Annotated in this window: 28 protein-coding genes and 1 pseudogene; 9 read left to right on the top strand and 20 right to left on the bottom strand. The window is 64.7% G+C overall.

The annotated features are described in order from the left end of the window. Positions 1 to 43: 43 nt before the first annotated feature. The 3 genes from AMK58_RS31910 to AMK58_RS02825 are packed head-to-tail and all read right to left on the bottom strand — an operon-like array spanning position 44 to position 3,377. A complete protein-coding gene (locus AMK58_RS31910; protein ID WP_366861588.1) occupies positions 44 to 451 on the bottom strand; it encodes a Mov34/MPN/PAD-1 family protein in 408 nt (135 codons plus the stop codon). A 59-nt stretch (positions 452 to 510) separates the two neighbouring features. Beyond that, positions 511 to 2,172, bottom strand: a complete 1,662-nt coding sequence (locus AMK58_RS29380) for a ThiF family adenylyltransferase (protein ID WP_158283106.1) — start codon at positions 2,170 to 2,172, stop codon at positions 511 to 513. 14 nt (positions 2,173 to 2,186) lie between these two features. Next, the gene (locus tag AMK58_RS02825) at positions 2,187 to 3,377 is read right to left on the bottom strand and encodes a CBASS cGAMP synthase (protein ID WP_035677054.1); all 1,191 of its coding nucleotides are present in this window, start codon (positions 3,375 to 3,377) and stop codon (positions 2,187 to 2,189) included. 902 nt (positions 3,378 to 4,279) lie between these two features. On the opposite strand from AMK58_RS02825, the gene AMK58_RS30245 reads away from it, so the two are divergent. Then, the gene (locus AMK58_RS30245) at positions 4,280 to 4,885 is read left to right on the top strand and encodes a Cap15 family cyclic dinucleotide receptor domain-containing protein (RefSeq protein ID WP_137165173.1); all 606 of its coding nucleotides are present in this window, start codon (positions 4,280 to 4,282) and stop codon (positions 4,883 to 4,885) included. A gap of 194 nt (positions 4,886 to 5,079) precedes the next feature. Here AMK58_RS30245 and AMK58_RS02820 read toward each other — a convergent pair whose 3' ends face one another. The 4 genes from AMK58_RS02820 to AMK58_RS02805 all read right to left on the bottom strand — a co-directional run bounded on the left by AMK58_RS02820 (position 5,080) and on the right by AMK58_RS02805 (position 7,676). Then, positions 5,080 to 5,685: a recombinase family protein gene (locus AMK58_RS02820; RefSeq protein ID WP_301340839.1), complete on the bottom strand. Its 606-nt coding sequence runs from the start codon at positions 5,683 to 5,685 to the stop codon at positions 5,080 to 5,082. A 153-nt stretch (positions 5,686 to 5,838) separates the two neighbouring features. Next, on the bottom strand, positions 5,839 to 6,207 hold the full coding sequence (locus AMK58_RS02815) for a DUF4186 domain-containing protein (protein WP_196813160.1): 369 nt from the start codon (positions 6,205 to 6,207) through the stop codon (positions 5,839 to 5,841). 48 nt (positions 6,208 to 6,255) lie between these two features. After that, positions 6,256 to 6,939: a thiaminase II gene (gene tenA, locus AMK58_RS02810; RefSeq protein ID WP_079285244.1), complete on the bottom strand. Its 684-nt coding sequence runs from the start codon at positions 6,937 to 6,939 to the stop codon at positions 6,256 to 6,258. Positions 6,940 to 7,031: 92 nt separating this feature from the next. Beyond that, positions 7,032 to 7,676: a hypothetical protein gene (locus tag AMK58_RS02805; RefSeq protein ID WP_035676969.1), complete on the bottom strand. Its 645-nt coding sequence runs from the start codon at positions 7,674 to 7,676 to the stop codon at positions 7,032 to 7,034. A gap of 261 nt (positions 7,677 to 7,937) precedes the next feature. Between AMK58_RS02805 and AMK58_RS02800 the strand changes: the two genes are divergently transcribed. Beyond that, positions 7,938 to 8,588: a dioxygenase family protein gene (locus tag AMK58_RS02800; protein WP_059398591.1), complete on the top strand. Its 651-nt coding sequence runs from the start codon at positions 7,938 to 7,940 to the stop codon at positions 8,586 to 8,588. Positions 8,589 to 8,657: 69 nt separating this feature from the next. Here AMK58_RS02800 and AMK58_RS02795 read toward each other — a convergent pair whose 3' ends face one another. The 6 genes from AMK58_RS02795 to AMK58_RS02770 form a co-directional block, all read right to left on the bottom strand. Next, positions 8,658 to 9,482 (bottom strand): 3'-5' exonuclease, encoded by an 825-nt coding sequence (locus AMK58_RS02795; RefSeq protein ID WP_059398590.1) that lies wholly within the window; start codon positions 9,480 to 9,482, stop codon positions 8,658 to 8,660. A gap of 291 nt (positions 9,483 to 9,773) precedes the next feature. Beyond that, a complete protein-coding gene (locus AMK58_RS02790) occupies positions 9,774 to 10,199 on the bottom strand; it encodes a hypothetical protein (RefSeq protein WP_059398589.1) in 426 nt (141 codons plus the stop codon). A 181-nt stretch (positions 10,200 to 10,380) separates the two neighbouring features. Continuing rightward, complete coding sequence (locus AMK58_RS02785; RefSeq protein WP_051141066.1) at positions 10,381 to 10,830, bottom strand: ribbon-helix-helix domain-containing protein; 450 nt, start codon at positions 10,828 to 10,830, stop codon at positions 10,381 to 10,383. Positions 10,831 to 10,911: 81 nt separating this feature from the next. Then, positions 10,912 to 12,219, bottom strand: coding sequence for an APC family permease (locus AMK58_RS02780; RefSeq protein WP_051141067.1), 1,308 nt, complete (start codon positions 12,217 to 12,219; stop codon positions 10,912 to 10,914). Further along, entirely contained in the window at positions 12,206 to 12,541 is a 336-nt protein-coding gene (locus tag AMK58_RS02775; protein ID WP_035683850.1) for a Rieske 2Fe-2S domain-containing protein, read from the bottom strand. Before AMK58_RS02775 ends, AMK58_RS02780 begins: the two co-directional genes overlap by 14 nt. Continuing rightward, positions 12,538 to 13,953: an iron-containing redox enzyme family protein gene (locus AMK58_RS02770; RefSeq protein ID WP_051141068.1), complete on the bottom strand. Its 1,416-nt coding sequence runs from the start codon at positions 13,951 to 13,953 to the stop codon at positions 12,538 to 12,540. The genes AMK58_RS02775 and AMK58_RS02770 overlap by 4 nt, the downstream gene beginning before the upstream one ends. A 155-nt stretch (positions 13,954 to 14,108) precedes the next feature. Here AMK58_RS02770 and AMK58_RS30815 point away from each other — a divergent pair, with 155 nt between their 5' ends. Then, the gene (locus tag AMK58_RS30815; RefSeq protein WP_051141069.1) at positions 14,109 to 14,537 is read left to right on the top strand and encodes an Lrp/AsnC family transcriptional regulator; all 429 of its coding nucleotides are present in this window, start codon (positions 14,109 to 14,111) and stop codon (positions 14,535 to 14,537) included. A 10-nt stretch (positions 14,538 to 14,547) separates the two neighbouring features. On the opposite strand, the gene AMK58_RS30235 is transcribed toward AMK58_RS30815, so the two are convergent. Continuing rightward, positions 14,548 to 14,955, bottom strand: coding sequence for a ribbon-helix-helix domain-containing protein (locus tag AMK58_RS30235; protein WP_107685985.1), 408 nt, complete (start codon positions 14,953 to 14,955; stop codon positions 14,548 to 14,550). Positions 14,956 to 15,626: 671 nt separating this feature from the next. On the opposite strand from AMK58_RS30235, the gene AMK58_RS02755 reads away from it, so the two are divergent. The 4 genes and pseudogenes from AMK58_RS02755 to AMK58_RS02735 all read left to right on the top strand — a co-directional run bounded on the left by AMK58_RS02755 (position 15,627) and on the right by AMK58_RS02735 (position 18,599). Next, on the top strand, positions 15,627 to 16,415 hold the full coding sequence (locus tag AMK58_RS02755; RefSeq protein ID WP_035683858.1) for a DNA/RNA non-specific endonuclease: 789 nt from the start codon (positions 15,627 to 15,629) through the stop codon (positions 16,413 to 16,415). A 44-nt stretch (positions 16,416 to 16,459) separates the two neighbouring features. Further along, positions 16,460 to 16,714 carry a hypothetical protein gene (locus AMK58_RS02750; protein ID WP_059398587.1) on the top strand — a complete coding sequence of 85 codons (255 nt, stop codon included), beginning with the start codon at positions 16,460 to 16,462 and terminating at the stop codon, positions 16,712 to 16,714. A gap of 287 nt (positions 16,715 to 17,001) precedes the next feature. Further along, positions 17,002 to 17,757 (top strand): annotated as a pseudogene (locus tag AMK58_RS32035) (ISAs1 family transposase). 485 nt (positions 17,758 to 18,242) lie between these two features. Further along, the gene (locus tag AMK58_RS02735; protein WP_079285242.1) at positions 18,243 to 18,599 is read left to right on the top strand and encodes a helix-turn-helix domain-containing protein; all 357 of its coding nucleotides are present in this window, start codon (positions 18,243 to 18,245) and stop codon (positions 18,597 to 18,599) included. A gap of 160 nt (positions 18,600 to 18,759) precedes the next feature. On the opposite strand, the gene AMK58_RS02730 is transcribed toward AMK58_RS02735, so the two are convergent. The 4 genes from AMK58_RS02730 to AMK58_RS02715 all read right to left on the bottom strand — a co-directional run bounded on the left by AMK58_RS02730 (position 18,760) and on the right by AMK58_RS02715 (position 20,892). Continuing rightward, positions 18,760 to 19,623, bottom strand: a complete 864-nt coding sequence (locus tag AMK58_RS02730) for a portal protein (RefSeq protein ID WP_236778163.1) — start codon at positions 19,621 to 19,623, stop codon at positions 18,760 to 18,762. 4 nt (positions 19,624 to 19,627) lie between these two features. Next, entirely contained in the window at positions 19,628 to 19,945 is a 318-nt protein-coding gene (locus AMK58_RS02725) for a hypothetical protein (protein WP_137165172.1), read from the bottom strand. A 156-nt stretch (positions 19,946 to 20,101) separates the two neighbouring features. After that, positions 20,102 to 20,530 carry a hypothetical protein gene (locus AMK58_RS02720; protein WP_236778162.1) on the bottom strand — a complete coding sequence of 143 codons (429 nt, stop codon included), beginning with the start codon at positions 20,528 to 20,530 and terminating at the stop codon, positions 20,102 to 20,104. Further along, a complete protein-coding gene (locus AMK58_RS02715; RefSeq protein WP_035675791.1) occupies positions 20,527 to 20,892 on the bottom strand; it encodes a hypothetical protein in 366 nt (121 codons plus the stop codon). Before AMK58_RS02715 ends, AMK58_RS02720 begins: the two co-directional genes overlap by 4 nt. Positions 20,893 to 21,088: 196 nt before the next feature. Between AMK58_RS02715 and AMK58_RS02710 the strand changes: the two genes are divergently transcribed. Beyond that, complete coding sequence (locus tag AMK58_RS02710) at positions 21,089 to 21,721, top strand: S24 family peptidase (RefSeq protein WP_014241596.1); 633 nt, start codon at positions 21,089 to 21,091, stop codon at positions 21,719 to 21,721. A gap of 74 nt (positions 21,722 to 21,795) precedes the next feature. Further along, on the top strand, positions 21,796 to 22,137 hold the full coding sequence (locus AMK58_RS02705; protein ID WP_059398585.1) for a hypothetical protein: 342 nt from the start codon (positions 21,796 to 21,798) through the stop codon (positions 22,135 to 22,137). A 13-nt stretch (positions 22,138 to 22,150) separates the two neighbouring features. Here the strand turns inward: AMK58_RS02705 and AMK58_RS02700 are convergent, their stop codons facing one another. Next, on the bottom strand, positions 22,151 to 22,744 hold the full coding sequence (locus tag AMK58_RS02700) for a hypothetical protein (protein ID WP_035675794.1): 594 nt from the start codon (positions 22,742 to 22,744) through the stop codon (positions 22,151 to 22,153). 140 nt (positions 22,745 to 22,884) lie between these two features. Next, positions 22,885 to 23,733 carry a branched-chain amino acid aminotransferase gene (locus AMK58_RS02695; protein ID WP_035675797.1) on the bottom strand — a complete coding sequence of 283 codons (849 nt, stop codon included), beginning with the start codon at positions 23,731 to 23,733 and terminating at the stop codon, positions 22,885 to 22,887. Positions 23,734 to 23,853 lie beyond the last annotated feature (120 nt).

Genomic DNA, 23,853 nt, shown 5'->3' with positions numbered 1-23,853 from the left:
AACGGCTCCGCTTGCCGGTATAAGCTGCTGCCGGACCTGCTAATTACGTTTCTGGGTCCGAGATCCGCTGTGCCTCGGACACCGCATGGAAGCGCAAGCCAACTCCGCACCAAATTGCTTTGCGGCCAACGATTACGTATACCCTAGGCGCGTCCGCGGTTTGTACTTGGTCTCGCCATGTCGCACGATCGACGCGCGACGGGATTGCCTCATCGGCTGGATGCGTGTGCCACTCGCCCACGCAAGTCACACGCCCGCCGCTGCACTGCCAGTAGCGCATTGCGATTTCCTGGTGACCAGGGTCCTGCCGATCGAAGAAGAATACTCCCCGCCGGTCGAGCGCTATGGGGCCCGTGCACGCGACCACGTCCACATGTGGCCCACGGTAGCTGCCGAGAAGAATGCCGCCAGCCTCACGGCCGGACTCTGACGGTAAGGAATATACCGCCATAGCGCTCGTCACATCGTCTCGGATGAGCACAAGCGATCCCAACACTTTGTGTTCGAAAATCACCGACTGCTGCACGCTGGGCAGCGCGGCGAGGGCGCAATTCGACTGTCTTTGCGAGCGTGCGCTTGGTTCGGATTGAGAAGCCTGTTCCGCTGTAGTGCACGCGGCATTCCTCGGCCCCAGTCCAGTACCATTTCCAAACCCAGCGCCGCTGCCTGCACCGACGCCGATACCGGAAACGGCACAAACACCGAGTCCGCGCACCCCGCCACTCGGGCCAACTCCGTCTCGCCCCGAAGCATACCGACTCTTCCCTCACCAGCCAGATCCGGCTTCAGGCACTTGTAGCACGCGGTTTCCGGTCCAAGATGCAGCAGCCCCTGTGCGGCCGCCCCATTGCCAAGAATCCACACGTGCAATAGCCCCGGTCGCTTATCTCCTGGGATTCCAACGACAAAATCATTCACCGCGATCGACACCGCCTCGGTCCCAGTCGCGTCAATCACCAAGTCCACTTTGTACATCCTCGGCTTCATTTCGAGAATGTCTCGCGGCTCTCCAACCACTGAGATGTGCGGCAACTGCTCCGCAATGAATTGTGCCAATGCCTCGGCTTTGTTCAAATCCAGGTACGGCATGCCCAAAACATGGCGCCCAAGATTCTGCGGCCCAAGCTTGTCGTCGTCGATAAGAATCAGTTGGCCGCCAAGCGTGCCGGCGCCATTCTGTGCAAGCATGTGGCCCAGGTAGCCACCAATAGTGCCGCAGCCAATCAACAAGATTTTCTTTCCCGCAAGCGGGATCTCACCGTTCATATTCCGACCATAAACGAACGCTTCATCTATCCTCTCCACGCCGTAAGTCGATACCGTGAATTTCACGCCGTAGCGCTCGAGAAGTCCTTTCATCGCACCAGGGCGCGATTTCTCGAACTCCAGTTTGCGGAATACCGCCGGTATTGTGACCAACAGCATAAAAACGCCGTTTCGTGCATGTAGTGCGACGCTCCGCACGTTGCCTCGAGCGGCAATGAGTGCAGCCTCGACTTCGATTCTGGTCCCGGGTGTGACGGCATCAAGCCATTCTGACAGCCGCGCCCACTGAGTTGGCGGCCATCGATCCGGTGCATCAATCGTCAGTGCAGCGTCCACACGGATAGCCGCACACGGGATCTCATCCAATGCACCGCCACCATTCTTACGGTGTAGTGTAGAAAATACTGTCGCGAACTTGCCATGAGGTGCTAGCACGGGCACCTCGTAACCCGCACGTAAGCGGACCCAAGCCACCGCGGCCTTTCCTTCAAAGTCCTGAGGCAAGTCGGAGAAGAACACTGGCAGGCCCCAATACACGTTGAACTCGTGGGCAAAATCACGATCCGCTGCCCCACGTAGTACCTCGCTAACGACCCTCTCGGCCTGCTGTATGCACCACAGCACCGTGCCGCCGGGACGGTACCGGTCGAGCACTGCTGCGTTACTGTCGAGATAGCAAATTGCTAGCGACGCCGGCAAAAGGTGCGGATACAAACGACCATCCACCGCGCCACGATCCTCAAGGCAGATCCTGGGCGGCCGGGCGAAGTCAAGGTCGTCCACCTCGACCCGAACCGCGAGCTCACCACGAAATGCTCGGATCCGCCCCCGCCACTTAGGAATAAAAGCAGCGCTGGCGTCGCGCAAGAAACCAATACGCAAAAGCGTTGCGTCGATTTCAGCCAAGGCTTCCGCCCGTGTCATCCCGAGATCGAACGCCCAACCGCCGGCGCCGCTGTTTTCACCGCCGGCCTTGACAGCACCTGAGCCGTCGCCTCAGACACGGCGCCTACTAGATCCGGCCGGTTTGGAACGCGAGGGCCGAACTGCCGCCGGACGGTGTCCACGGCAAGCTGTCTATCGTAGCAGCGATCAATTGCGCTATCGAGCTCTGCCGACAGAACTCGTGCCGTCGTCACTGCCACACCACGGATGTCCATCACGTCCAACCTCTCAGTCAGGTCCTCACCTTGGTCGGGCGCCGCGGGGTTCACCACAGGACCCGACAGCAGTTCGGGCAGACGTCGCGCAACGGCTGCAAGCGCCTGATCGTCGCGGCTCGGCACTGGCGCTCCATCCCCCAACGCATCCTCGAACGCGCGCGCCGCGCACGCCATCAACAAGATAGAAGTTACCGCTCCAATCTTCTCGTGATTGTAATCGCGCCACCCCTTCAGGTAGCGGCACACACGCCGAAGCAGCTCACCATGCCGCTCTTCGACCAAACGCGTGAACCAATCGTGCACGGCCCTAGGATCGGATTCTTTCCAATCCTCACCACGAACCGCGAGGAGCACCTCGTCCCGCGGCAGTAGGTCCCACCGGTCTCGCGATGGCTGGCGGGCTGCCTCATGAAGCATCACCGAGCCCGTAGCGGTCTCCAATCCAGCTGCTCGCGCCGCCTTCTGCAGCGTCATAAATTCCGCGTCTGGAATCGCATAAAGCGGTACATCAACATGCGCGCTGTCACTAATGATCAACCGACAGCAGGTAGGCTTCTCCTCAAAGTGCCACCCTTTGACCCGCGCTAGATCTTGCAGAGCATTGTCGACAAAGGTAAAGAAAGCTTCCGACACCTGTGAAGGCCGCCCCCGCCTGATAAAACTCATCGGTAGGTAACAGCCATCGTCCATATCCATCTGCTGCAGGGGGGCGAACGCTGGCCGGTTGATCGTCTTGTAAGCGTAGCTTCCCTGTGTGAAGAAGCGAGGTTCAACCCGCGGACCGCCATATCGAGCCGGATCCGCCTCTGCAAACACCCGTTTTAAATGACTCCGGACATCGCGCCGAGCAGAAACGAGGAGCGCACGCTCTTCGCGCAGAAGGTCAAGGCGACTCAGGTACGCTACGTCTTCGGTCGTATAATTGAGTAAGCGGGACACGTTGGCCATCGCAAACCACTCAGTCTTGTGCACCTTCGCGGGAATGTACCACGACATATAGCGAATAGAAATGTGGGTGCAATAGCCCCAGACCGCAAACGGTCTAAAATTTTCTAAAATGCATATGCATCAGCAACTTAGCTTGCCTGCAAGACGCCCGAACACCAAGCCGTGTATTCTGTGCTCACCAACAGCAATACCGATAGATCTTACAAGCACACATCGCGCTTGCTAAGCACAATATGATTGTAATTAAGCGGCTGGCAAAAATTACTTCAGATGCCAACGGAACCAATACGTCCCATATTTGCTCTAATATAACTCTATGTAAATTATGATACGGTATATTTACAGCTCCATTTCGTAATATCTCAAATATAATTCAGCGCATTTATTGAGATTAGACCTCTGTATCAACGTCACCTTTCATAGACAGGCCCATGGGCATACCTCTGACGAAGCAAAACCCCGCTCCGCCGGTAACAAGATAGAGACAATCCACTTCCGGCACCATAGACATTGCGACACAGCTATTGAACGCAGAGCCTCGATTAGGAACGTCATCCAATTGCATCGACGGCGGGAAGAGACGATAAGACCATCCCATGACAACATAAGGATCATTCTTGGTTCGTCGTCCAACCATTACTGCTCCATCATGGACAGCTGGATTTAAAGCGAGAGCCGCTGCATAGTAGTCGACAAACGATATATCCAACACCATGCCTGTCTGGGGATCTGGTCGCCTCAGCATTGGCGCGCAGAAAGGAGGACAGTCCTCACCAGTGTAGAGGCAAACGATCGTCGGCGAATAGCCCTTTGGCTTCGCGATCAATGGTTTGAAAATCGCACCTAGGTGATTCATTCAATTTCCGTTCGCTTAAGCTCAAAAATTCGCATAAAATTGCACCATGCTACACCTTTTCCCGGTCCGATACATCATCATCGGCATCATCGCACTGGCCGCGGTTTCAGCGATAATGGCTGGCTATGCCGGGTGGGTGGGCACCGGCGACGCCCTCAACGACATCCTGAAGGTTGCCAGGTGGTCCTCCGCCGCCGCCGCGGCGCTCCCGATCATAGCGTATGCGGCATGGCGCTGGATACCGCCTCTGCAACGCCTCATATTTCCTTATCTCGGGGGCATTTGGATCGGTGAACTACACTACAGCGGCCCAAATGGTGTTGGCGTCCGCGACGTATCTTTGATTGTTAATCATACATTATTGAAAGTAAGCATGATACTAGACAGTGCCGAATCAACGTCACGCACGCTGGCGGTGCACGCTGAGCGTGACACAGGAATGGATCGGGATCGCCTCTATTATGTGTATCTAACAGAACGGAAGGAAGGTGTCCCAGGAGCCGGCGATCGTTACCGGGGCCTCGCAATCATGCGCGTAGATTATTCTTCCACAATGGAGCTCCACGGGGACTACTTTACCGAACGACAACACCTGGGAACGTTGAAGCTCACGAGAGCGGTACGAACTTCATGGTGGAAGCTTTGGAAGTAGCTCCTGTAGCTTTGTCGGAACGCTTGGACTCTGCAATAGCAGGTCCAGCGCCTGTTTTGTAATTTAGGGAGACGACTTGGGCGTAAGGTTTTGGTGAGGTCAGTGGTACACTGTGAGATGAAGCCGGAGGATTCGAAGACCATGTGCGCTTGCGCTCCAGGCCTTCTTGGCTGGCTCACAGCCCCACTCGCCTTTCACTCCTCTCCCGCGGACTGAACGTGTCTGGGGCCGAGCACCCGGAACAGTGTACGGCGCGACACCTTGTACTGAGCGGCAATGTCCTCTACCGAAATCGAGGGATCGGCCCAAAGTGTCCGCGCAGTGTCCAGTCGAATGCCGGTCAGTGTCGGCTTGCGTCCTCCTGGCCGGCCGCGAGCGCGAGCGGCGGCAAGGCCGGCACGCGTGCGCTCCCGAATCAGATCGAGCTCGAACTCGGCAATGCCGGCCACGATGGTGAACATGAGCCGCCCCACCGGGGTCCCGGTGTCGATGCCGAGGTTCAAGACACGCAGAGCGACTCGGCGCCGCTCCAGTTCTTGCCCCAACTCCACCAAGTGCGCGACCGAGCGCGCTAAGCGGTCCAGCTTGACCACCACCAGAACGTTGCCGGGCTGCAGGGCGCGCAAACACGCTGCCAAGCCTGGCCGCTCCGCCTTCGAGCCGCTTGCAACGTCAGTGTAGATCCGCTCCGCGTCCACACCGGCCCGCACCAGCTCGTCGAGTTGGGGATTCACTGTCTGATCGGAAGTCGATACGCGCGCATACCCGATCAGGATAGGCGGGGGAGTGTCAGAACCCATGATCCGCGTCCACACGTGGCACACCCGTTTTGTCACTGATTTTGGCACAGTCAGCGCCTTCTCGGCCACTGACAAGGACGGCCGCAGTTTCTGGATGCCAGATACGGGCCTTTCTGCCGTGGCGGCAGCACCGTCCAATCGACGGCGCCGGCGTCACGTCTCCGCGGCATTCTCCCGCAGCCAACGCTCAATCGCCGCAACCACATGGGAGCGTTCTTCCGCGTTCAGGGCCTGTCCGCGGCGAATGCCGTGCCACTTCTCCAGGCAGTTCCGGCAGCATGTTGCCGTGGCGTGCTGCGCGATGAACACCGGATGCCCACGGAACGGCGTCTGTTTTCTGTCGTTGACGGGTTCCGCTGGCACAAGCCGCTTGTCGATGAAGTCCCGTGCGTGATCCAGCACCGTCGGAAACCCCTTGTCCCGCAGGTAGGCCTGCTCGCGGACCCCCAGCTGGATGCGTTGACGGAATGAAGAGCGGGCCAGTCCCGAAAACACCTGATCCAAATCCCTGATCGCGCCCATCGCCACTCCGTGGAAATGCCATCTAGTAACCACCCTCCGGCGGGGACCTCAGTCTGCACGCGTCAACCCCATCTGCCAGAAATCCGCTTCCAGGCGGCAGGCCTGCCGGAAGGTCGTCAGTAGCTGCGGGAACCGCTGCTCGGTCATGCCGCGTGCGGCCAAGCGGTCCAACGTGGCACGCGCGCCGGCCGCCACCTCCTGGTAGGTGTCGCCCGAGTACTCGGCGATCCAGGAACGATAAGGATTGCCGGCTGCTAAACCCGATGGGCTGGCGGCGAGGCGCGTGCCGATCTCGGCATAGCCCACGACGCAGGGAGCAAGGGCAACGTGCAGATCGAGCAGATCACCGCGCAGCCCCGTCTCGAGCACATACCGCGTGTAGGCCAGCGTCGCCTTGGCCTCCGGCGCCCATTCCAGCTCCGCGGCGGACAGGCCCCAGCCGGCACAGAGCCGAACGTGCAGGTCCATCTCCACGTCGAGAATAGCCTTCAGCCCGCCGAAGGCGGCGTGCATGTCGTCGAGCGACTGGCCCTTGTAGACGGCCAGGGCATAGGCGCGGGCAAAGTGGATGAGGAACAGGTAGTCCTGCACCAGGTAGTGGCGAAAAGAGGCCACCGGCAGCGTCCCCCGTCCCATCTGCTGGACGAACGTGTGGTCGACGTAAGCCGCCCATTCGTCGGCGGCCTCCGTGGCCAAACGGTCGAACAGGTCCACGGCGCTGCTCACCGTCATCGATCGGGTCCTCCGGGTTCTGATGTGTGAACTTGGCAATGCCGCCAGTGGCGCATTGTGGAGCGCCACGTCAGCAGGGGCAACGAAACGCGCTACTCCCGGATCTCCTGCTCGTCTTGATCGAGCGCACGGATCCGCCGCTTTTGATTGTTCTGAAGACGGGGCGCGGCCCGGACGCCAGCCGGACTGGCTACCCGGCTCCAAGTGTCCCGGACAGCCGCAAAGCGCGGCGCCGCGGCCGCCAACGCCGCCTCCAAGGCACCGTAACGCCACAGCCGATCGTCGGCCTGCCGCACCGCCAGGGGGTTGGGCGCCATGATCCCATCGCGGTCCAGCCGGAGCAGCCGCTGCGCCGCCTCGGCTTCGCGGCCGGCGCCGAGCTCGTCGGCGAGAACCGCCAGGGCCAAGGCCGGGGACAGGCTTTGCCCGTGTTCACAGTGGATGGCCAGCGTGGCGTCGGGCCGGCCGGCACGGATCGCCCGCGCGAAATCGATCACGGTGGCGATCTGCTCGTCCGTTGGCCCCCGCTGCGCCCCCAGCCGCGGCACGCCGATGTCGTCGCAGCGTAGGACCAGCATGGCGTCCACGTCGCCCAGGACAGCCTGCGCCATCGCGGTGTCGAGGGTTTCGAACGATCCGCGATCGGCATGCAGCCGCACCGAGATCACGGCATCGGCGCCTTCCGCGGCCCCGTCCTCGATTTCGGCGCGCGACCACACGAACACCTTCATCGCCATACTTCGCTCCACTCCGCACGCGCCCGCGGTTCCCATTCTCCAGCTGTCGGCCGACCCCTTCGAGAACCGAGCGGAGGCAGCGCACCAGGAAAGCGACGATACGGCACTTGCCGGATGTTCTCAATGCGTTCGCATTCCCGCCCATCGCCGCTGGAATTCGCCTTGGATCCCCTCTCACCGGCAGCGCGTCCGCGCCCCATATGACGTGGGCAGGATTGCCCGCCGCCGGCGTGCATCCGGAGCACAGGATGGGAGGCGGCCATGCCGGAACACCGCAGCGTCAGCCGCCGCACCCTGATGGCGGGCATGGCCACGCTGAGCACCACAGTCCTGCTCTCCAGACCGGCCCGCGCCACGCCCCTCGTCCCGACGCCCGGCCAGACGGAAGGCCCGTTCTACCCGACCAGCCTGCCGGCGGACGTCGACCACGACCTCGTCCGGGTTCATGGGGCCTCCGCCCAGGCACTGGGCACCGTCGCCCACATCGGAGGGAGGATCCTCGACCGCGCCGGGCGGCCGGTCTCCGGCGCGGTGGTCGAAATCTGGCAGTGCGACGCCCAGGGGATCTACCGGCATCCGCGGGCACCCGGTCACGACCGGTTCGACGGGAACTTCCAGGGCTACGGGCGAGCGGCGGTCGCCCTGGACGGAGCCTACCGGTTCCGGACGATCAGGCCGGTGCCCTATCCCGGCCGCACGCCGCACATCCATTACGCGGTGACCGTGCCCGGCACCGGGCGGTTCGTGACGCAGATGTACGTCGCGGGAGAACCGCTGAACGCCCGCGACGGCCTGCTGAACGCCATCCGCGACCCGCAGACGCGCCGCAGCGTGATCATTCCATTGACTGCGGCGGACGGCCTCGAGGCGGGCGCCGTCCGGGGCACCTTCGACATCGTCCTCGACCTCTGATCCTCCGTGGAGAATCGGTCTCCGCTCTCCACACCGGCGAGCGGTCCGATCCACCAAGCCAGCACCGCCTCAGAGGACGTGTTCGCTCGGCAGATGCGGCGGTTCGGCAACCAGCGCAGGACGCGGTATGGGCACATGCATTGGGGCGGGCCGTGTCGAGGCCTGCCACAGGTCGAGGAATGTCCCGAGGTGTGGCCGGTCGGCGCGCTCGCGCACGAGGCACTCAACCAAGCTGTCGACGCTGGCGTTGTGCCCGGCCGGGTCGGTGCGTCCGGTGAGCAGCGCCCAGCGGACATAGGCGGCGTAGAGGGTCAGCACGTCCGACTCGCAGTAGGCCCGCACCTTCTCCAGCTCGCCGCGCGCCATCATGTCGGCCACCTCGCTGCCGTGGCCGCCGATCTTGCCGGGCAGGCCGATCAGGTCGGCGATGTCCTGCAGACCGATGCGCTGTGAGGCGCCGTAGTCGGCGACCTGCTCCATGAGGTCGCAGTTGAAGTCGGGCTGGTAGCGCTGGGTGTAACCGTTCCATTTGTCGCCGGTTTGGAACCACGCCGGCACCGGCACGCCGTAGACCATCGCGCGCAGGCGCAGCACCGGCAGGTCGAAGCCGCGCCCGTTCCAGGTGACCACGCGCGGCAGCGTCCGGGCGAAGTGCTTCCAGAAGCCGCGGATCAGCCGCTCCTCGTCGTAGTCGAGGTCACCGCCGGACCGGCACTCGGTCACACGGTAGCGCTCCACGCCGGAAGACCGGTCGATGGCCGCCTCGACGAAGCTGATCGCCACGATCTGGTGGCAGTGCGGCGGCGGGAACTTCTCCGCCGGCCAGTCCGCCGGAAGGATCTGGCGGTCCGGCATCGTCTCGATGTCGAGGCAGAGCAGCGTGTCGTGGTGCATGGGGCCTCCGGGGTGCGGCGGCCCCATGCTCCTCAAACGATCGGAGAAGCACAACGGACAAATGACCGCTCCCTGGCACCGCGGGTATGGCGCTGCATGGACGGTACACCGCGACGTTCACCAGCGGAGCGGACCGCCCGATTGTGCCGCCGCCGAAGACCCCGATGCGGCGCTGCGTCGGTTGGGGCCGGGTCCGCGGTGCGGCCATTGCGGAATGAAGGGCTTGGGACTCATCGAACGCTTCTGGACGGAGCCGCGTCAGCCGGCTCCGGATGCTAAAACGCAGCCGTGTCAATGGGCACACCAATCGCGGCGCGGCGTGCCGTCCACGGGCTGGGCCAACGCCGCATCGACCAGGATACGCTGCAGGTCGACGCCATCGATGAGCACGACGGCCTCGACATCATTGGCGCCGACATCTCGTGGGGCGCAGAAGGCCACCAGCCGGGCGTTCCGCAGGGTGAGCACGATCGTGGTCTGAGCCAGGCGGGCGAGGAACCGCTCGGTGGAACACTGGCCATCGGGCTGGGGTCCCTCGACACCGCGCGGATGAACGCTCACCCAGCCCCGGTCCGGAACGAAGGCGGGGATCCGGCTGTCGCTCGTGACGTCGATGGGCTGGTGCCGCCAGGACTGGCACGTGACGACCTCCCGGCCCGCCGCGGGAGCGGCGGTTGTGAGCCCCAGAACGGCAAGGCACAAAAGGCGGCGGTTCATCAGCGGCACCAATCACCATCAACGATGCGGAGCGGCATCCGCACGGTGGGGCTGGATGCATCCCCTTCTTCCCAATGTATGCCATACGGGGAAAAGCGTCCCCGCCGAATCCACCTATGGGCGCGCGGTGTGGCAGCCAGCCTGCGACTGGAGCGTCTTTACCGGGCACCCCATCGGTCCATCACCCGTTCCAATCCTTGCCCGCCCTCGTCCTGTCGAACGGGACGTCCGTCGCCGGCGCTTCGGAGTCGAGGGGATCCTCGTTGGCGGCCTCACGGAAATACTGCGCGATGAACAGCCGAATCGCAGCGCTAACCGACAAACCCGCCGGACGCTTCCGGGCGGCCTCGGTGCAGAGGCTGTCGACACCTTGGCGCTCCCGTTTGGAGATTTCACGCAGCGCATCCCAGAGCGCATCCTGAAGGCGGACGGTGGTTCGCCGACCGCCGATCCTGATGCTGCGGCCCGGCGTAAGGGCGACGCCCCGGTTCACCTGCCCCAGCGCCGCCTTCATCATCGGCGACTGCGTCTTGCCGACCCGCTGGGACGGCTCGCTCCTCCGGCGGTTCGCTTTCTTCCCGGTCCCGTCCCGGTCGTCGTTGCCGGGTGCGGTCAACATCTCATCGTTCATGGCTCGGCCCTTGGTAGGCGAAGACGCGACAGGTCGGCACCGTGGCGGCTTGCGGCCGCTGCGGTGCTTTCCCCGTGTGGGTCAGGGACCGGTCGACGCGTCGGCGCCGGCCGTCCGGGATGGACGGAATATCCTTTTCGCGAGATAGGGGACGCTGAACACGATCACCGCGTAGACGAGCCCCCACCCGTAGGCCTTGGCGAACAGCAGGCATCCCATGACCGCCAAGCCACCGAAAATCCGGCTTGCGGCGGAGCGCCCGAGGGCCACGTAGACCGCACCGCTGGCGAGATAGAGCAGGAAGAAGTTCTGCCCCGCCGTCATCAGCAGCGTTTCGAGCGAGACGATCCCCACGGCCTGCGCGACCAGCACCGACCCGAAGATCAGCGCCATTCCGCCGACCGCGGCCCGCGGCGTCCCGCTCCCATTCACCGTGCCCAGGCGGAGCGAGGCCGGCGCCCATCCGCGGCGGCCGATGTCGAACAGCAGGCGCGACGCCGCCCAGCAGGCTCCGTTCAGGTTCACCACGATGATGCCGGTCACCAGAACCGCGACCGCCACGCCCGGCACTCGCCCGCCCGCCAGGTTCTCCACCACCGCGAGGAACGGCGCGCCGGCGAGTTGTGGGCTGTCGAGCGGCACGAGGGCCTGCACCGCCGCCGAGATGCCGAGGTAGAGCCCGGTCACCACCACGAAGCTGAGCACCACGGCGATGGGGAAGTCGCGCTTGGGGTTCTTGAACTCCTCCGCGGTGAAGGCGAGCATCTCCCAGCCTGTGAAGGCGAAGAAGGCCAGAGCCGCCCCGCCCCACAGGCCGGACAGCGACGGCGAGCCCGCGCGGAAGTCGATGGCGCCCCAATGCGGGACCGCGCCCAAGGCCACCGCGATCAGGCAGCCGGCCAGCACCATGACCACGATGTCCTGAAGGCGGCCGGCGAACTTCGCGCCGGCCCAGGTGGCGAGGAGACCGGTGCCGAGCAGGACCGCTCCCACCGCGGCGGTCAGCGCCGGCGCGGTGGCGGAGTCGGTCCCGAGGCCCTGGACGATGTAGGTGGCGCCGGTCAGCGCGATGGCCGGGATGCCCAGCGCGAAGGTGCCCAGCAGCAGGTAGGACGTGCCGATGGCCGCCCAGGGAAAGGCCTCCGCGACGAAGCCCGACACGCCGCCGGCCGAGGGAAAGCGTCGGCCCAGGCTGGCGAAGACCACCAGGAGCGGGGCGACCACCACCGCGTCCAGGCACCACGACCAGAGGGCCCACCCTCCGGCCTGCTGATAGACCAGACCGGGGAGCGCCAGCATGCCGGCACCCACCACGATGCCGATCGCCAGCGTCACCGCACCGAAGAGGCTGATGGTCGGCCGCAGGGCGTTGGCGTCAGGAGCGCTCATTGGCGATGATCCTCTCGTGGTGGAAGGGGGCCAGACCGGCATCCTCGGGAACGTCGAAGACGGCGGTCACCCGGTTGCCCACGATCACGGTCGGGACGCTCTGCCGTTCCAGGATCGCGCGGGGAAAGGTCGTCTCGTGCCAGGGGCACTTGATCGAGCCGGTCTTATGGTTGCCGGTGCCCAGGAACAGCGGGCCGCCGCGGTGGGGGCACTTGCCGCTGCACAGCAACGGCTTGTGCCCTTCGTGAGCGAGCAGGAAGTAGTGGGTCTCGTCCACGAGCACGCCGTTGTGTTGCGTGCGGTCGAATTCGACGACTCTCATGCGGCCAGCCCCAGGCCGGCGGCCTTGCGGATGCGGTAGGAGCAGGTGTCGGAAAGCACCCTGGTGCCGTGCAGGCGGCCGCCGGGAATGACGATGGACTGCCCCGCCGCCAGTTCGATCGAGTGCAGCGGGCCGACGGTGAACTCGACCGCACCTTCGGTGACCTGGAAAAGCTCGGCCTGGTCGTGGATGTGCAGCACCGAAACCTCGCCCTTCGGCTCGGTGAACGTCAGCACGTCGGGGCCGGACCACATGTCGGGATGCGAGGAGCAGAAGTCGCCGGCCATGGGCGCCTTGAACAGCCGATCGCCGAACGCGAGCTGGTCCATCAGATCCTTGTCCGCGAGCGTCTGGAGCAGCTTGAACTCCTCAAAGCCCCGCACGACGTCCGCCAGGATCCAGTCGCCGACCCGCTCGACCAACGGTACGATCACCCGTTCCATCGCCATACGGCCGTGGTGGGCGTCGATCTCGTGGTGTTCGTCGAAATAGCGGGTGTCCACCTCGGCGCCGAAGATCCGGCGCAGCATCTCGGACTGCTGCCGGTTCGCTTCGGCAAGCGTCGCCTCCGTGTAGAGAAGAGCACCGACATAGCGGCCGAAATGCTTGTGGTTGCGCGACACGAGGTGGAAGTAGTTCACCAGCGCCAGCGACGACGGCAGGAAGAACTGCCAGTAGGCGTGGGGACGGTGATCCAGCCCGCGGCTCTTCAGAGTGGTCTCGAAGATGGTGGAGTGCTTCGACGCCGGCACCCCATAGCCGTACTCGTCGATCAGGATCGTGAAGAGCCCCGACTGCGCCGGCCCGTAATTCCCCAGGACATTGCGGGCCATGGCCGAGGCCTCGGTGATGAAGTCGGACGAGAGCTGAACCAGGAATTCGTCGGCGGCCGTGGCCGGGTTGCGCGCCTCGAGGATGGCGCGCACGACCGCGCTTTCGCCGGTGTTGGCCTGCGCCAGAGCATGTTCCGCGTAGGCGCGGAACGACGGCATGGTCCAATGGCCGGAGGTTTCGATCTCGTCGTCCAGAAAGCCGAAGAGCTGGTGCTCCAGCCCGGGCCGAAGCCGTTCGCCAAGGCACTTCAGATCGTCGTCATAGAAGGCGGCGAACGCCTCGCGGCGAGGCCGGTCCATGGTTTCCGGCAGGAACAGCAGTTCGGCCTCGTAGATCGTGGTGAGCAGGCGCTGCCCGAACAGCGCGGCGTTGGTCGCGATCTGCGACGGGGAGAGCTTGACGGTCAGGTCGATGGTCGCGGCGTCCTGCCGGCGGAGCGGACGGAGAAACGGGTTGTCCTCGTTCAGGAAGGACATCGGCTGGCCGAACAGGGGATGGGATGAAAACAGCGTGGCGAGACCGTTCAGATCAGCGCGCGAAACCTCGTGGCGCCGGCAGGCGACAGCATTACCAGACATTGCGGACTACCCTTCGTCATGGTCGCGATGACGAAGAGGCTACAAATCATATTGTCCAGTTTGACCCATCAATACGTCCGGCGGTAACGTCAATTTGCCGAAATATGTCCAGTGGTGCGGAGTCGATGGTGGGGCAACAGCCTGGAGATGTGGATATGGTGGACGAGCTGATTCTGTGCCACTTGGAAGCGGACGGCCGCCAATCCGTCCAGGAACTGGCGCGCAAGGTCAACCTCTCGCGCAGCGCCGTCTACGCCCGCATCCAGCGCCTGGTCAAAGCCGGCGTGATCGCCGGCTTTACGATCCGGCGCGGGGTCCCCGTGCCCAAGCCGGTCGTATCGGCCTACATGATCCTGTATCTGACGGGCCCCATCTGCGAGAAGGTTGCGAAGGAGATCGAGAAAATCCCGCAGGTCAAGCTCAGCCAGTCCATCGGCGGAGAGATCGACATGATCCTGACCGTGGAAACCGGCAGCCTCGAGGATCTCAACGACGTGCGGGGCCGGATCGAGGCGATCAAGGGCGTGGTGCGGGTGAACACGTGCGTCATTCTGAAGGAACGCTTCAACCGGCTCCGACGTTGACCCCGGCCCGTCAGTTTACACGCGATATGGTGATTACGAACTTCGGCCTAATCTGCTCTCGATCGTTGTTCTCACGTTGGAGCGGCGCGACGGCCTGCCGGTTGTAGGCGACGACGAACACTTCGGCGGCCCTGCCCAGGGTCCTGGCGCGGGTGGAGCGGCAGCGATCCGCAAGCATCTCGAACGTCTCGTGCAGGCTTAGGCCCTCCAATCGGCAGATTTCCTCCAAGATCACCCATACCGTACGGTTCAACACCACTTTTCGAACGGTTTTACCGATACGGATCGGGCGAATTTCACGACCCACCAGCCAAGAAGCTTCGTCCGTTAAATCCAACTCTGAATCTTGAGTGGGTTTCACTGCCATATAGGATCGCTTCCCCTTGGAAACTGCGCCCGCACCATAGCGCGACAGCATATGGACAATCTACCATACCGCGATGAAATGGCAATATCGCGCAATTCGGTTGATTTCATAAAAAACAAAAGTTCTTGAGGTTGAATACGTTGTGGATTTTGCCCACGCAACGTCCTCTTTGCTGTCCAATTCAGCAACACCGACCGCTGCAGGATTATCACGCAGGGGCGTCTGCGGTCGCTCCGGGCCGCTTTCATTGAATGGTCCAAGCCTGCGAGCGGCCAGCTATGTCGCATCCCGACGAATTGAACGACCGCCGACACGCGTAAAACAATTCCTTTTGTCGACAGACACTTACACCATACGGACGCCGCAGCTTCTGGGTTTCTTTGGACGTCCCACCCGCTTCAGGTCGGACGACGGCGGCGGCCGTTCCGCATGGTGCCGCAGGAGCATGGGCACGAAGCGGGATGCAGGCGTCGATTGCCTCCTGAACGAGGCGCTCCCGGACTCCGAAGTCCGTCGGCGCGGCGACGCGCGCCAAGGCGGAGGCCGCTCCGACGATCGGCAGGAGTCCCAGCCATGGAAGGAGGATCGGCCGTATTCGTCACCTCGGTTCGCCGACGAAAGCCCCGGCATTCCGCGGTATTGGTCTCGACGGGGTGTTTGCAGCCGACCGCGGCGACGCGACATACTGCCGCTCCGTTCACGCCTCGCCGGAAAGTCGCCCGATGTCCCCCCGCACCGCAGCCGTCCTGGTTCTCGGCGTTCTTGCCTTTGCCGGCGTTGTTCCGCCGGCCGCGGCGGCTCCCACCGCGTGCCCACAGCACTTCGTCGCCGGGCAGGCGCCGGATCTGACACGGCAAAGCTTGGCCGCCAAGACGCGCCCGCTTTGCTACGATGGCTACGCCCTGCTGCATTCCGGGATCAGCCGCACGCCGCTGTGGACGGCCGAGCACCTGACCACGGAACGACTCGCCGCGGCGCGGGGGCTGAAGCGCAGGAACCGGTTTCATGCCGATCCCAACCTGCCGGCGGACGAGCGGGCCGAGCTGGACGACTACAAGGGATCGGGGTTCGATCGTGGGCACATGGCTCCCTCCGGTGACATGCCGACACCGGCAGCGCAGGAGGAGAGCTTCAGCCTCGCCAACATGATCCCGCAAAGCCCCAAGATGAACCAGCTCATCTGGGAATGGATCGAGAGCGGCATCCGTGACCTTGCGGAACGGCAGGGCGAGCTGTACGTCGTCACCGGACCGGTCTTCCAGGGGCAGAGCCTGCAGCGGATCAACGGCCGCGTCCTCGTGCCCAGCCACGCCTTCAAGGCGGTCTACGATCCGCAGCGGCGCCAGGCGGCCGCCTACCTCGTGGAGAACGTCACCACGAAGGCCCATCGGGTGTTGTCGATCGCCGAGTTGGAACAGCTGACCGGGGTTGCGGTGTTTCCTGGACTCCCGGAGGCGGTCAGAGCGATCGCGATGCCGTTGCCCGACCCCAAACCGCGCCGGCGGTCGTGACCATGACCGGCGCCTCCACACACCGCCCAGCTAACGAGGCTCCGATGCCGTCGCCGATAACGCCCTTCGTAGATGAGGCCGACTCGCTGCAGATCGACGATCTGACAGTCGAAAACCGCACCGACCGCGTGTCCCTCTACGGCAGTGTCGCGCTCACCAAGGACCGCGCAGGCCTGGAGCACGCCCGCGCGTTGAAGGCCGTCCTGGACGCGGTGATTGCCGCCTTGGAGGACGAGGAGAACCTACCCGAGACAGTCGCGACGAAGCCACCGGACCAAGTGCCCAATCCATTCGGCTGAGCGCCGTACGGCTGGTTAAGGGCCGACGGAACCGCGTTTTGTCCGAAGGCAGCCCCCGCGAGCCCAACGGCTTCCAGGGTCCCGCGGTTCACGCAGATGATTCGAAGCCCATTGCGGCGTCGTTCCTCCGCCACCTCCGGAAGACGCGATTCGCTGCGGCTGGTTCTCGTACGCAGCAAGGCAGCCAACCGAGCCCCAGGGGAACTGCATTTGAGAAAAGACCGTAGCGCAGAGAGCTGAAAGGGGTTCTTTAGAGGGGCTCATGCAGCCGAGCAAGGAGCCCCCCGATGTCGTGGTTTGACAAAGCGTTCGAGTCGCTGCCGGACCCGCGGACCGGCAATGTCAAGCGCCATGACCTGCTGGAGGTTCTGACCATCGCGCTGACCGCGACGGTGTGCGGGGCGGCGAGCTGCTCGGACTTTGCCGACTTCGCGGTCGACCGGGCGGACCTGTTCCGCAAGTTCCTGCGGCTGGAGAACGGGGTGCCGAGCCATGACACCTTCTGACGCATCTTCCGGCTTCTGGACCCGGCGGCGTTCGCCACGTGCTTCGGCCGCTTTGTGACCGACCTAGGGACGTCGGGGGAAGGCGTGCTCGCCATGACGGCAAGACGCTGCGGCGCTCGTTCGACGATGCCGCCCGCGCCAATCCGCTGGCGGTGGTGACGGCCTTCGCCCCGGCAATCCGCTTGGTGGTGGGCCAGCAGAGCTTTCGGGCGGCGAAGGGCGGCGGCGAGATCGTGGCGGCCCGCGCGCTGCTGGAGTGTCTGGCCTTCTACGACTTCCCCGCCGAGCACTGGGAGCACGTGCGGACGACGAATCCCATCGAAAGCGTATTCGCTACCGTCCGCCACCGGACCATCCGTACCAAGGGGGCGCTCTCGCGGGAGACCGCCAAGCTGATGGTGTTCAAACTGATCACCGCCGCCTCCAAGACTTGGCGCCGCTTGCAGGGTGAAAACCAGTTGCCCAAGGTCATCCAGGGGCGTCACATTCCGCAACGGCATCGAGGTCACCGAGCCCGCATCACAGAACGCCGCCTGACCAGACCGTCATCACCCACTTTCCCGTATAGCTCGGGCAAAGATCGCTGGTTTGAGCGCGCTCCCACAGTCACTCAATCGCACGAACCGCCGCGGACAGACTCTCCGGGCAACCTAAGGCCAGCAATTTGTCCAGCCACGCTTGCTGCGCCTCGCGCCATTCCCGTTCATTGGTATCAACCGATCGAGCGATCAGGCGCCAATTGAATTTGACTCCAGCTCGCTGCAATAGCAGACCGACCTCATATCCGTCCCAAGCTGGCCGGTCACAACCCTTCAGCCACTCAAGCGTTTGGTCCCATGCTGATTTAAACTGTTCCGCTGCTACCATTTCGCGACGCTGAGCTCCTGTGCAAGCATGCGGAAAGGGTCGGCGCGGGAAGCGCACCACAAATTCCGCAGCCCGACGTTGATTTTCGGGTTTTAGAGATAAGCCGAAACGCTGACCTATGGTCAAGCCATTTGCCCGAAACGACAGTTCGGGTCATGGCTCACGACCTGAAACGCCTTATCGGAATGCGAGTGCGAGCACGGCGCATGGCCCTGAACCTTACGCAGGAACAGGTTGCTGAAGCCGTTGCTCGCACTGTCGAAACGGTCTCGAACCTGGAACGAGGCAAGTCTTTTCCGAGTCTAGACATGCTGGAGCAAATCGGTCGTACGCTCGACCTGCCGCTCGCCAGTCTATTTGAGAACGCGGAAACTGTGCCTACAATGTCACCCTGGAGGGCCGAACTGCGCGCTCAGCTGCTCACTCTGTCTGACAGCCTTGCCGACGCCGACCTGGAGATTGCAGTTCGACAAGTGGAAGTTTTGGCGCAAAGGCGCAGAAGCCGCCCCTAACCATACCCATTCCGTAGGTACATTGGTTGCGCTCGACTTCGTGCGAATTGGAAATTCGCACGGAGTCTCACGCTCCAAGGATCGCTAGCTTCGAAGTGATATCAGTTGCCTCCAACACGGACCGTTATGTAGCGGTCCATTTGCGCTACAAAATTGCGAGTTAAGCATTTTCTCTGTCGTAGCGCACTCCCATCACATGAAACACATGGAACGGCGATTGCGCGAAGCGTCCCTCGGCCAACGTGGCGGGCTCGGCCAGCCCGCTGTCCAGCACCACCGTCCAATGGTAGGCCAGCCCGTCCGGCAGCACCGCCTCGACCAGCGGAAAGCGGCTGTCCGGCTCCGCGGCGCCGCGTTCCCGCACTTCGTCCGGGATGGTCACGCCGGGAAAGCGGCGCTCGATCTGGGCCAGAGTCGCCTCGCTGCGCCGGAAGGTGCCGTCCAGCCGCCCGTCCGCCCCCTCCTCCAGCACCGCTTCGGCCAACGGCACCGCGGTGAAGCGCAGGCTGGACGCGGCGCCGGGCGGGGCCTCCTCCATCAGCAGGCAGGCGGTGCCCACCGTCACGAGGTCCAGGAAGGCCTGATGGATCTCGACGGCAAAGTTGGAGCGGTCGACATGCGCCTGCACGATGCCGGCGGCGCGGTCGAGCATCGGGGCCACGCGGTCGCGCTCTCCGTCCGGCAGCGAGGGGCCGGGCTGCAGCCCGAACCAGCGCGACCAGGGCGGGGTCAGCTCGGCGAGCAGGCTGGCGGCGAGCTGTTCCACCGCATCGGGCGCGGTCCCGTCGAACAGACGGTCCACCCGCCGCTCGCCGGGGGTGCCGCCTCCGCGGAAGGGCCGCCCGTTGGGCAGGGCGTGGTCGTAGCATTCCTGCCAGTGGCTTTCCCAGACCGACCGGCGCTCCCGCGCCGCCCGGTAGCGTTCCAGCAGACGCTTCGGCCCGTTCGGCGACACGGAAGCGGCATCCCCCTTGCTGCGAGCCTGACCGATGCTCGGCGCGGCATCGTACGCGGTATCCCCCATGGCCTCACTCCCCCAACAGGCGCTTGCGCAGCGGCACCAGCGCGCCGACATCCAGCGCGCCCCGCCACGAGGTCTGGACCGTCCCCGCCCGTCCCCGGTTGCGCCGCTGGATCAGCGCCTCGGCGGCCTTGGCCGGGTCCTTCTCCTCCTCGGTGGTCGGAGCCGGGGTGGTCGGGTCGGCAGCAGGCGGAACCGCGGGAGCCGGGGTCTCAACCACCGGGGCGGCGGGTTCCGGAACCGGTTCCGGGGCCGTGTTCCACCAGGGGGGCGTGACGGGAACCGGCGCCGGGGCCTCCACGGGCGCCGGGGCCGGTTCGGGCACGGGGAGCGGTGCGGGCTGAGGGCCGGGCGCGGGGTCCGGAGCGGGGGCGGGGGGAGGCGCTGGCCGAGGCGCCTTGAACAGGTTCGCCATGGGCGGGGTTTCCTTGTTCGTTGTGAGACAGGGAGACAGCAGGCGGAACGGACCGGCGGCGTGGGTTCAGACCGCGGCAGCGGGCCGCGTCAGGCGCTGGTAAAGCTGCCAGGGCGTCAGAACGCCGGGCGCGTGGAGCCCCAGAAGGCGCTTGACCGCCTCGACACAGGTGAAGGGCGCCCAGGGAGCCGGGCGGGTCAGGCCGCGCCGCACCGGTGCCGGGGTCACCGCCATGCCCAACCCACGGTACCAGCCCGGCAGATCGAAGGCGGCGGGCAGATCAAGGACCGACACGTCGGTGAAGGGCGAGAGCGGATCGACGACCACCCAGCGGTGCCCGTCGTGCAGCAACGCGAAGCAGTGGCGGAATCCCGGCTTCAGCAGGCGCAGCCACCACAGCTCCGCCTCGCCCCGGAAGACCACCCAGACGCGCGGCGCATCCGCTCCCGCACGGCAGGGCCCCACCCGGCAGGGCTGAGGCATCGGCGTGCTCACTGGACGATCCCCTTCTCGCGCAGCACCGGGCGGAGCCGGTCGAACGCCTCCTGCCACAGGGTATGGGCGCGCTGCTCGCGGTACCGCGCCGGGTCCGGCGCCATCAAGCGGCGCCCGTAGTGGACCAGCACGTGCAGATGATCGCGGATCAGCAGGCGGCGACGGTACAGCCGGTCCACCGCGCACAGCACATCGCCGGGCTCGCAAGGACGTTGAACCAATCCCCGCCCGGCGGCGATACGCGCGCCGGCGGCCTTGGCGTCCTGCGCCTGGACCGACCAGAACCATGCCTCCTCCGCGCTGCCGAACGGTTCCCCGACGGCTTCGGACAGGACCATGAACATGTTGCGGCGCTGGACCATGCGTGAGGTCTCCCTGGGAATTGCAGCTCTTGGGTTCGCGGGCGCAACTTCGCTCTCGGGCGGAGCGCCGGATGGGCCGCGGCACGCGCGGCTGGCGAACTCTTGTTCACGTTATGTACTGATTAAAATCCTTCGTCAAGGAAAATATGAATAGGTTCCTAGGGACGCGCCGGCTTGCTTATGTGATTATCCTCCCATGCTCAAACATGCGGACATTTGGCGGGCGATCGACCGCCTCGCGGCCCAGCACGGGCTGTCGGCCTCCGGGCTCGCGCGGCGCGCGGGGCTCGACCCGACGACCTTCAACAAGAGCAAGCGGACCACCGGTGACGGCAAGCTCCGCTGGCCTTCGACGGAAAGCGTGTCCAAGGTTCTGGAGGCGACCGGCGCATCGCTGTCGGAGTTCGTCAGCCTCGTCGGCGATGCCGCCGGCGCCGGCTCGCTCCAGCGGGTGCCGGTCATCGGCTATGCGCAGGCGGGCAACGCGGGTTTCTTCGACGACGCCGGCTTTCCTTCGGGTGTGGGCTGGGACGAGCTTCTGTTCCCCAGCATCGGCGATCCGCACGCCTACGCTCTGGAGATCGCGGGGGACAGCATGGACCCCGTCTACCGCGACGGCGACACCATCATCGTTTCTCCCGCCGCGCAGATCCGGCGCAACGACCGCGTCGTCGTCCGCACCAAGGGTGGCGAGGTGATGGCGAAGCAGCTCCTCCGCGAAACCGCCACGAAGATCGAGCTGATCTCCATAAACCGCGCCCACCCGGACCGCAGCATCCCGCGCGCCGAGGTGGCCTGGATGGCCCGCATCGTCTGGGCAAGCCAGTAAGCGTCAGCCCTGCGGCACCCTGTCCTAGGATGATTGTCCTTTACATTGGTCATCTGAAGGCTTAACGTCCGAGGATGACCGGATCCGCCGGGGCGCAGCCGCGTCCATTCCCCGCCCCGCTGGCCCTCATTTCACATCGTTTGGATGAACTCGAACGCCGTCACGACGACACGCCGCCCCGCGGCGTGCTTCGGACGGCGCTTCTCGATGGAACGGACCGGCACGCCACTCTGGCCCGCGCCGCAATGCTTCGCCTGCACGACCGCTTGGCCGCCGAGGCCCGGCAAGGCGCGGCGCAACGCCGCCGCACCCTGCCCGCCGACCGGACCGCTGGCGACGCTTGGCTGTCCCGCCTCGCCGCCGCTTTGGCCTACCACCGCAACGCCGCCAGCATCCTGTTCCTTGCGGAGGCTTGAGCCGGGGTCGCCTTCACGCGGCCGGAGGAGCGCCGGTCTCGTCCGTTTTGGAAACCTCTGTGTTCAGGGCAACGACACGGGCGGTCTTTGCCTTCCTTGCGCGCGGCTTGCGAACAAACGCCTTGGCTGGCGGAACCTCCGCCGGCTCGGCCACCTCCTCCGCAGCGACCTGCACGGCAACCGTCGAAACGGCGAGCGTTGGCGCCTCAGCCCTCTCCGCGGCCTTCTTCAGGAGCTTGCTTTTTGAAAAACCGGACTCGCGCAAGGCGGTCTTCAACTCCTCCCACGCCAAGCGGATTTCCATGGCGAAGGCCCGCGCATCGTCGTCGCGGTGGGTGCGGAAATACTCCGCCGCCCCCCGCATCTGGGCCGGCAGGGTTTCCGCCCCGGCGCGCACCGCCTCGTTGCGCAGGCGGTTGTGGCGGTCGTCCAAATAGGTGAGGATCTCCGACAACTCCTCGGGCGTGCAGCTTTTCTGGAGCTTGTCGGTAACCAGGGGCGCAGCCTTGTCGATCTTTCCGACCAGTTCCGACCGCCCGCGCTTCAGATCCGGATCGTAGACGGTGCGGATCACCTGGATCACGCGGCGCCGTTCGCGGAACTGCATGCCCGTTCCCCCTCGACAGAGTCCTTCGACGGACCGACTCACCGTTTCGGAGGAATCATGCCGCGGAACAGGCCGTCCATCAAGCCGGATTTCGGGCCGCATACCGCCCGAAATCCGGCAATCCGGGTCATTCGATGCCATCAGCGGAAGGCGAACTCCCAATAGAGCGCCCGCGCCCGCGCCGCCAGGGGGCCGGGTTGCAGGGTGCGCTCCTCGACGCGGGTGACTGGCACCACCTTCGCGTAATTGCCGGTCGAAAAGACCTCGTCCGCCTCCAGCACATCACGGGGGCTTAGGGTGGCCTCCTCCACCGCCACGCCGTCGTCGCGCAACAGGGCGATCACGCGCTGGCGGGTGATGCCATTGAGAAAAGTGCCGTTGTGCACCGGCGTGCGCACCACCCCGTCCTTGGCGATGAACAGATTGGCCGTCGCGAATTCCGCCACGTTGCCGATGGGGTCGAGCATGATGGCGTTGTCGAAGCCGCGCTCCCGCGCCTCCTTCAGCGCCAGCCCGGCGTTGGGGTAGAGGCAGGCGGCCTTGGCCTCGGTCGGCGCCATGTCCGGCACCGGACGGCGGCGGCTGGACAGTCCGGCGGTGAAGCCGGCGGCGCTGGGCAGCGGCGCCTCGTAGACCGACAGGACGAAGCGCGTGCTCTCGGCGTCGGGCGCGACGAAGCCCTCCTCCGCGTAGAACATCGGCCGGATGTACAGCTCGGCCTCCTTGGGGAAGCGGCGGATGCCGTCCCAGCACAGCTCCTCGATCTCCCCGGCGGTCAGCATGGGGGCGAGGCCCATCACCTGGGCCGAGCGCACGACGCGGGCGCAGTGGCGGTCGAGGTCCGGGGCCACGCCCTGGAAGGCGCGGGCGCCGTCGAAAACGACCGAAGACAGCCAGAGCGCGTGAGTCATCGGGCCGACGATGGCGGGGTTGCCCGCGATCCATTCGCCCTGGATGTAGCTCAGCGCCTGGCCGGCCGTGCTGCCCATGATCTTCTCCCTTTTTGGCTTCGGGTTGGTTCTATCCGGATGATTCGCTCCCTCGAAAAGCATACCCCCTCATCGCCGCCGGTCAACCTGCGCAGACGGGCCAGCCGGACGGTTGATGCA

Origin of the sequence: Azospirillum brasilense, from assembly GCF_001315015.1 — a bacterium.
In the GTDB taxonomy this organism is placed as follows: Bacteria; Pseudomonadota; Alphaproteobacteria; order Azospirillales; family Azospirillaceae; genus Azospirillum; species Azospirillum brasilense.
The sequence above is the reverse complement of the archived record's forward strand: the minus strand, read 5'-3'. Positions and strand labels throughout refer to the sequence as shown.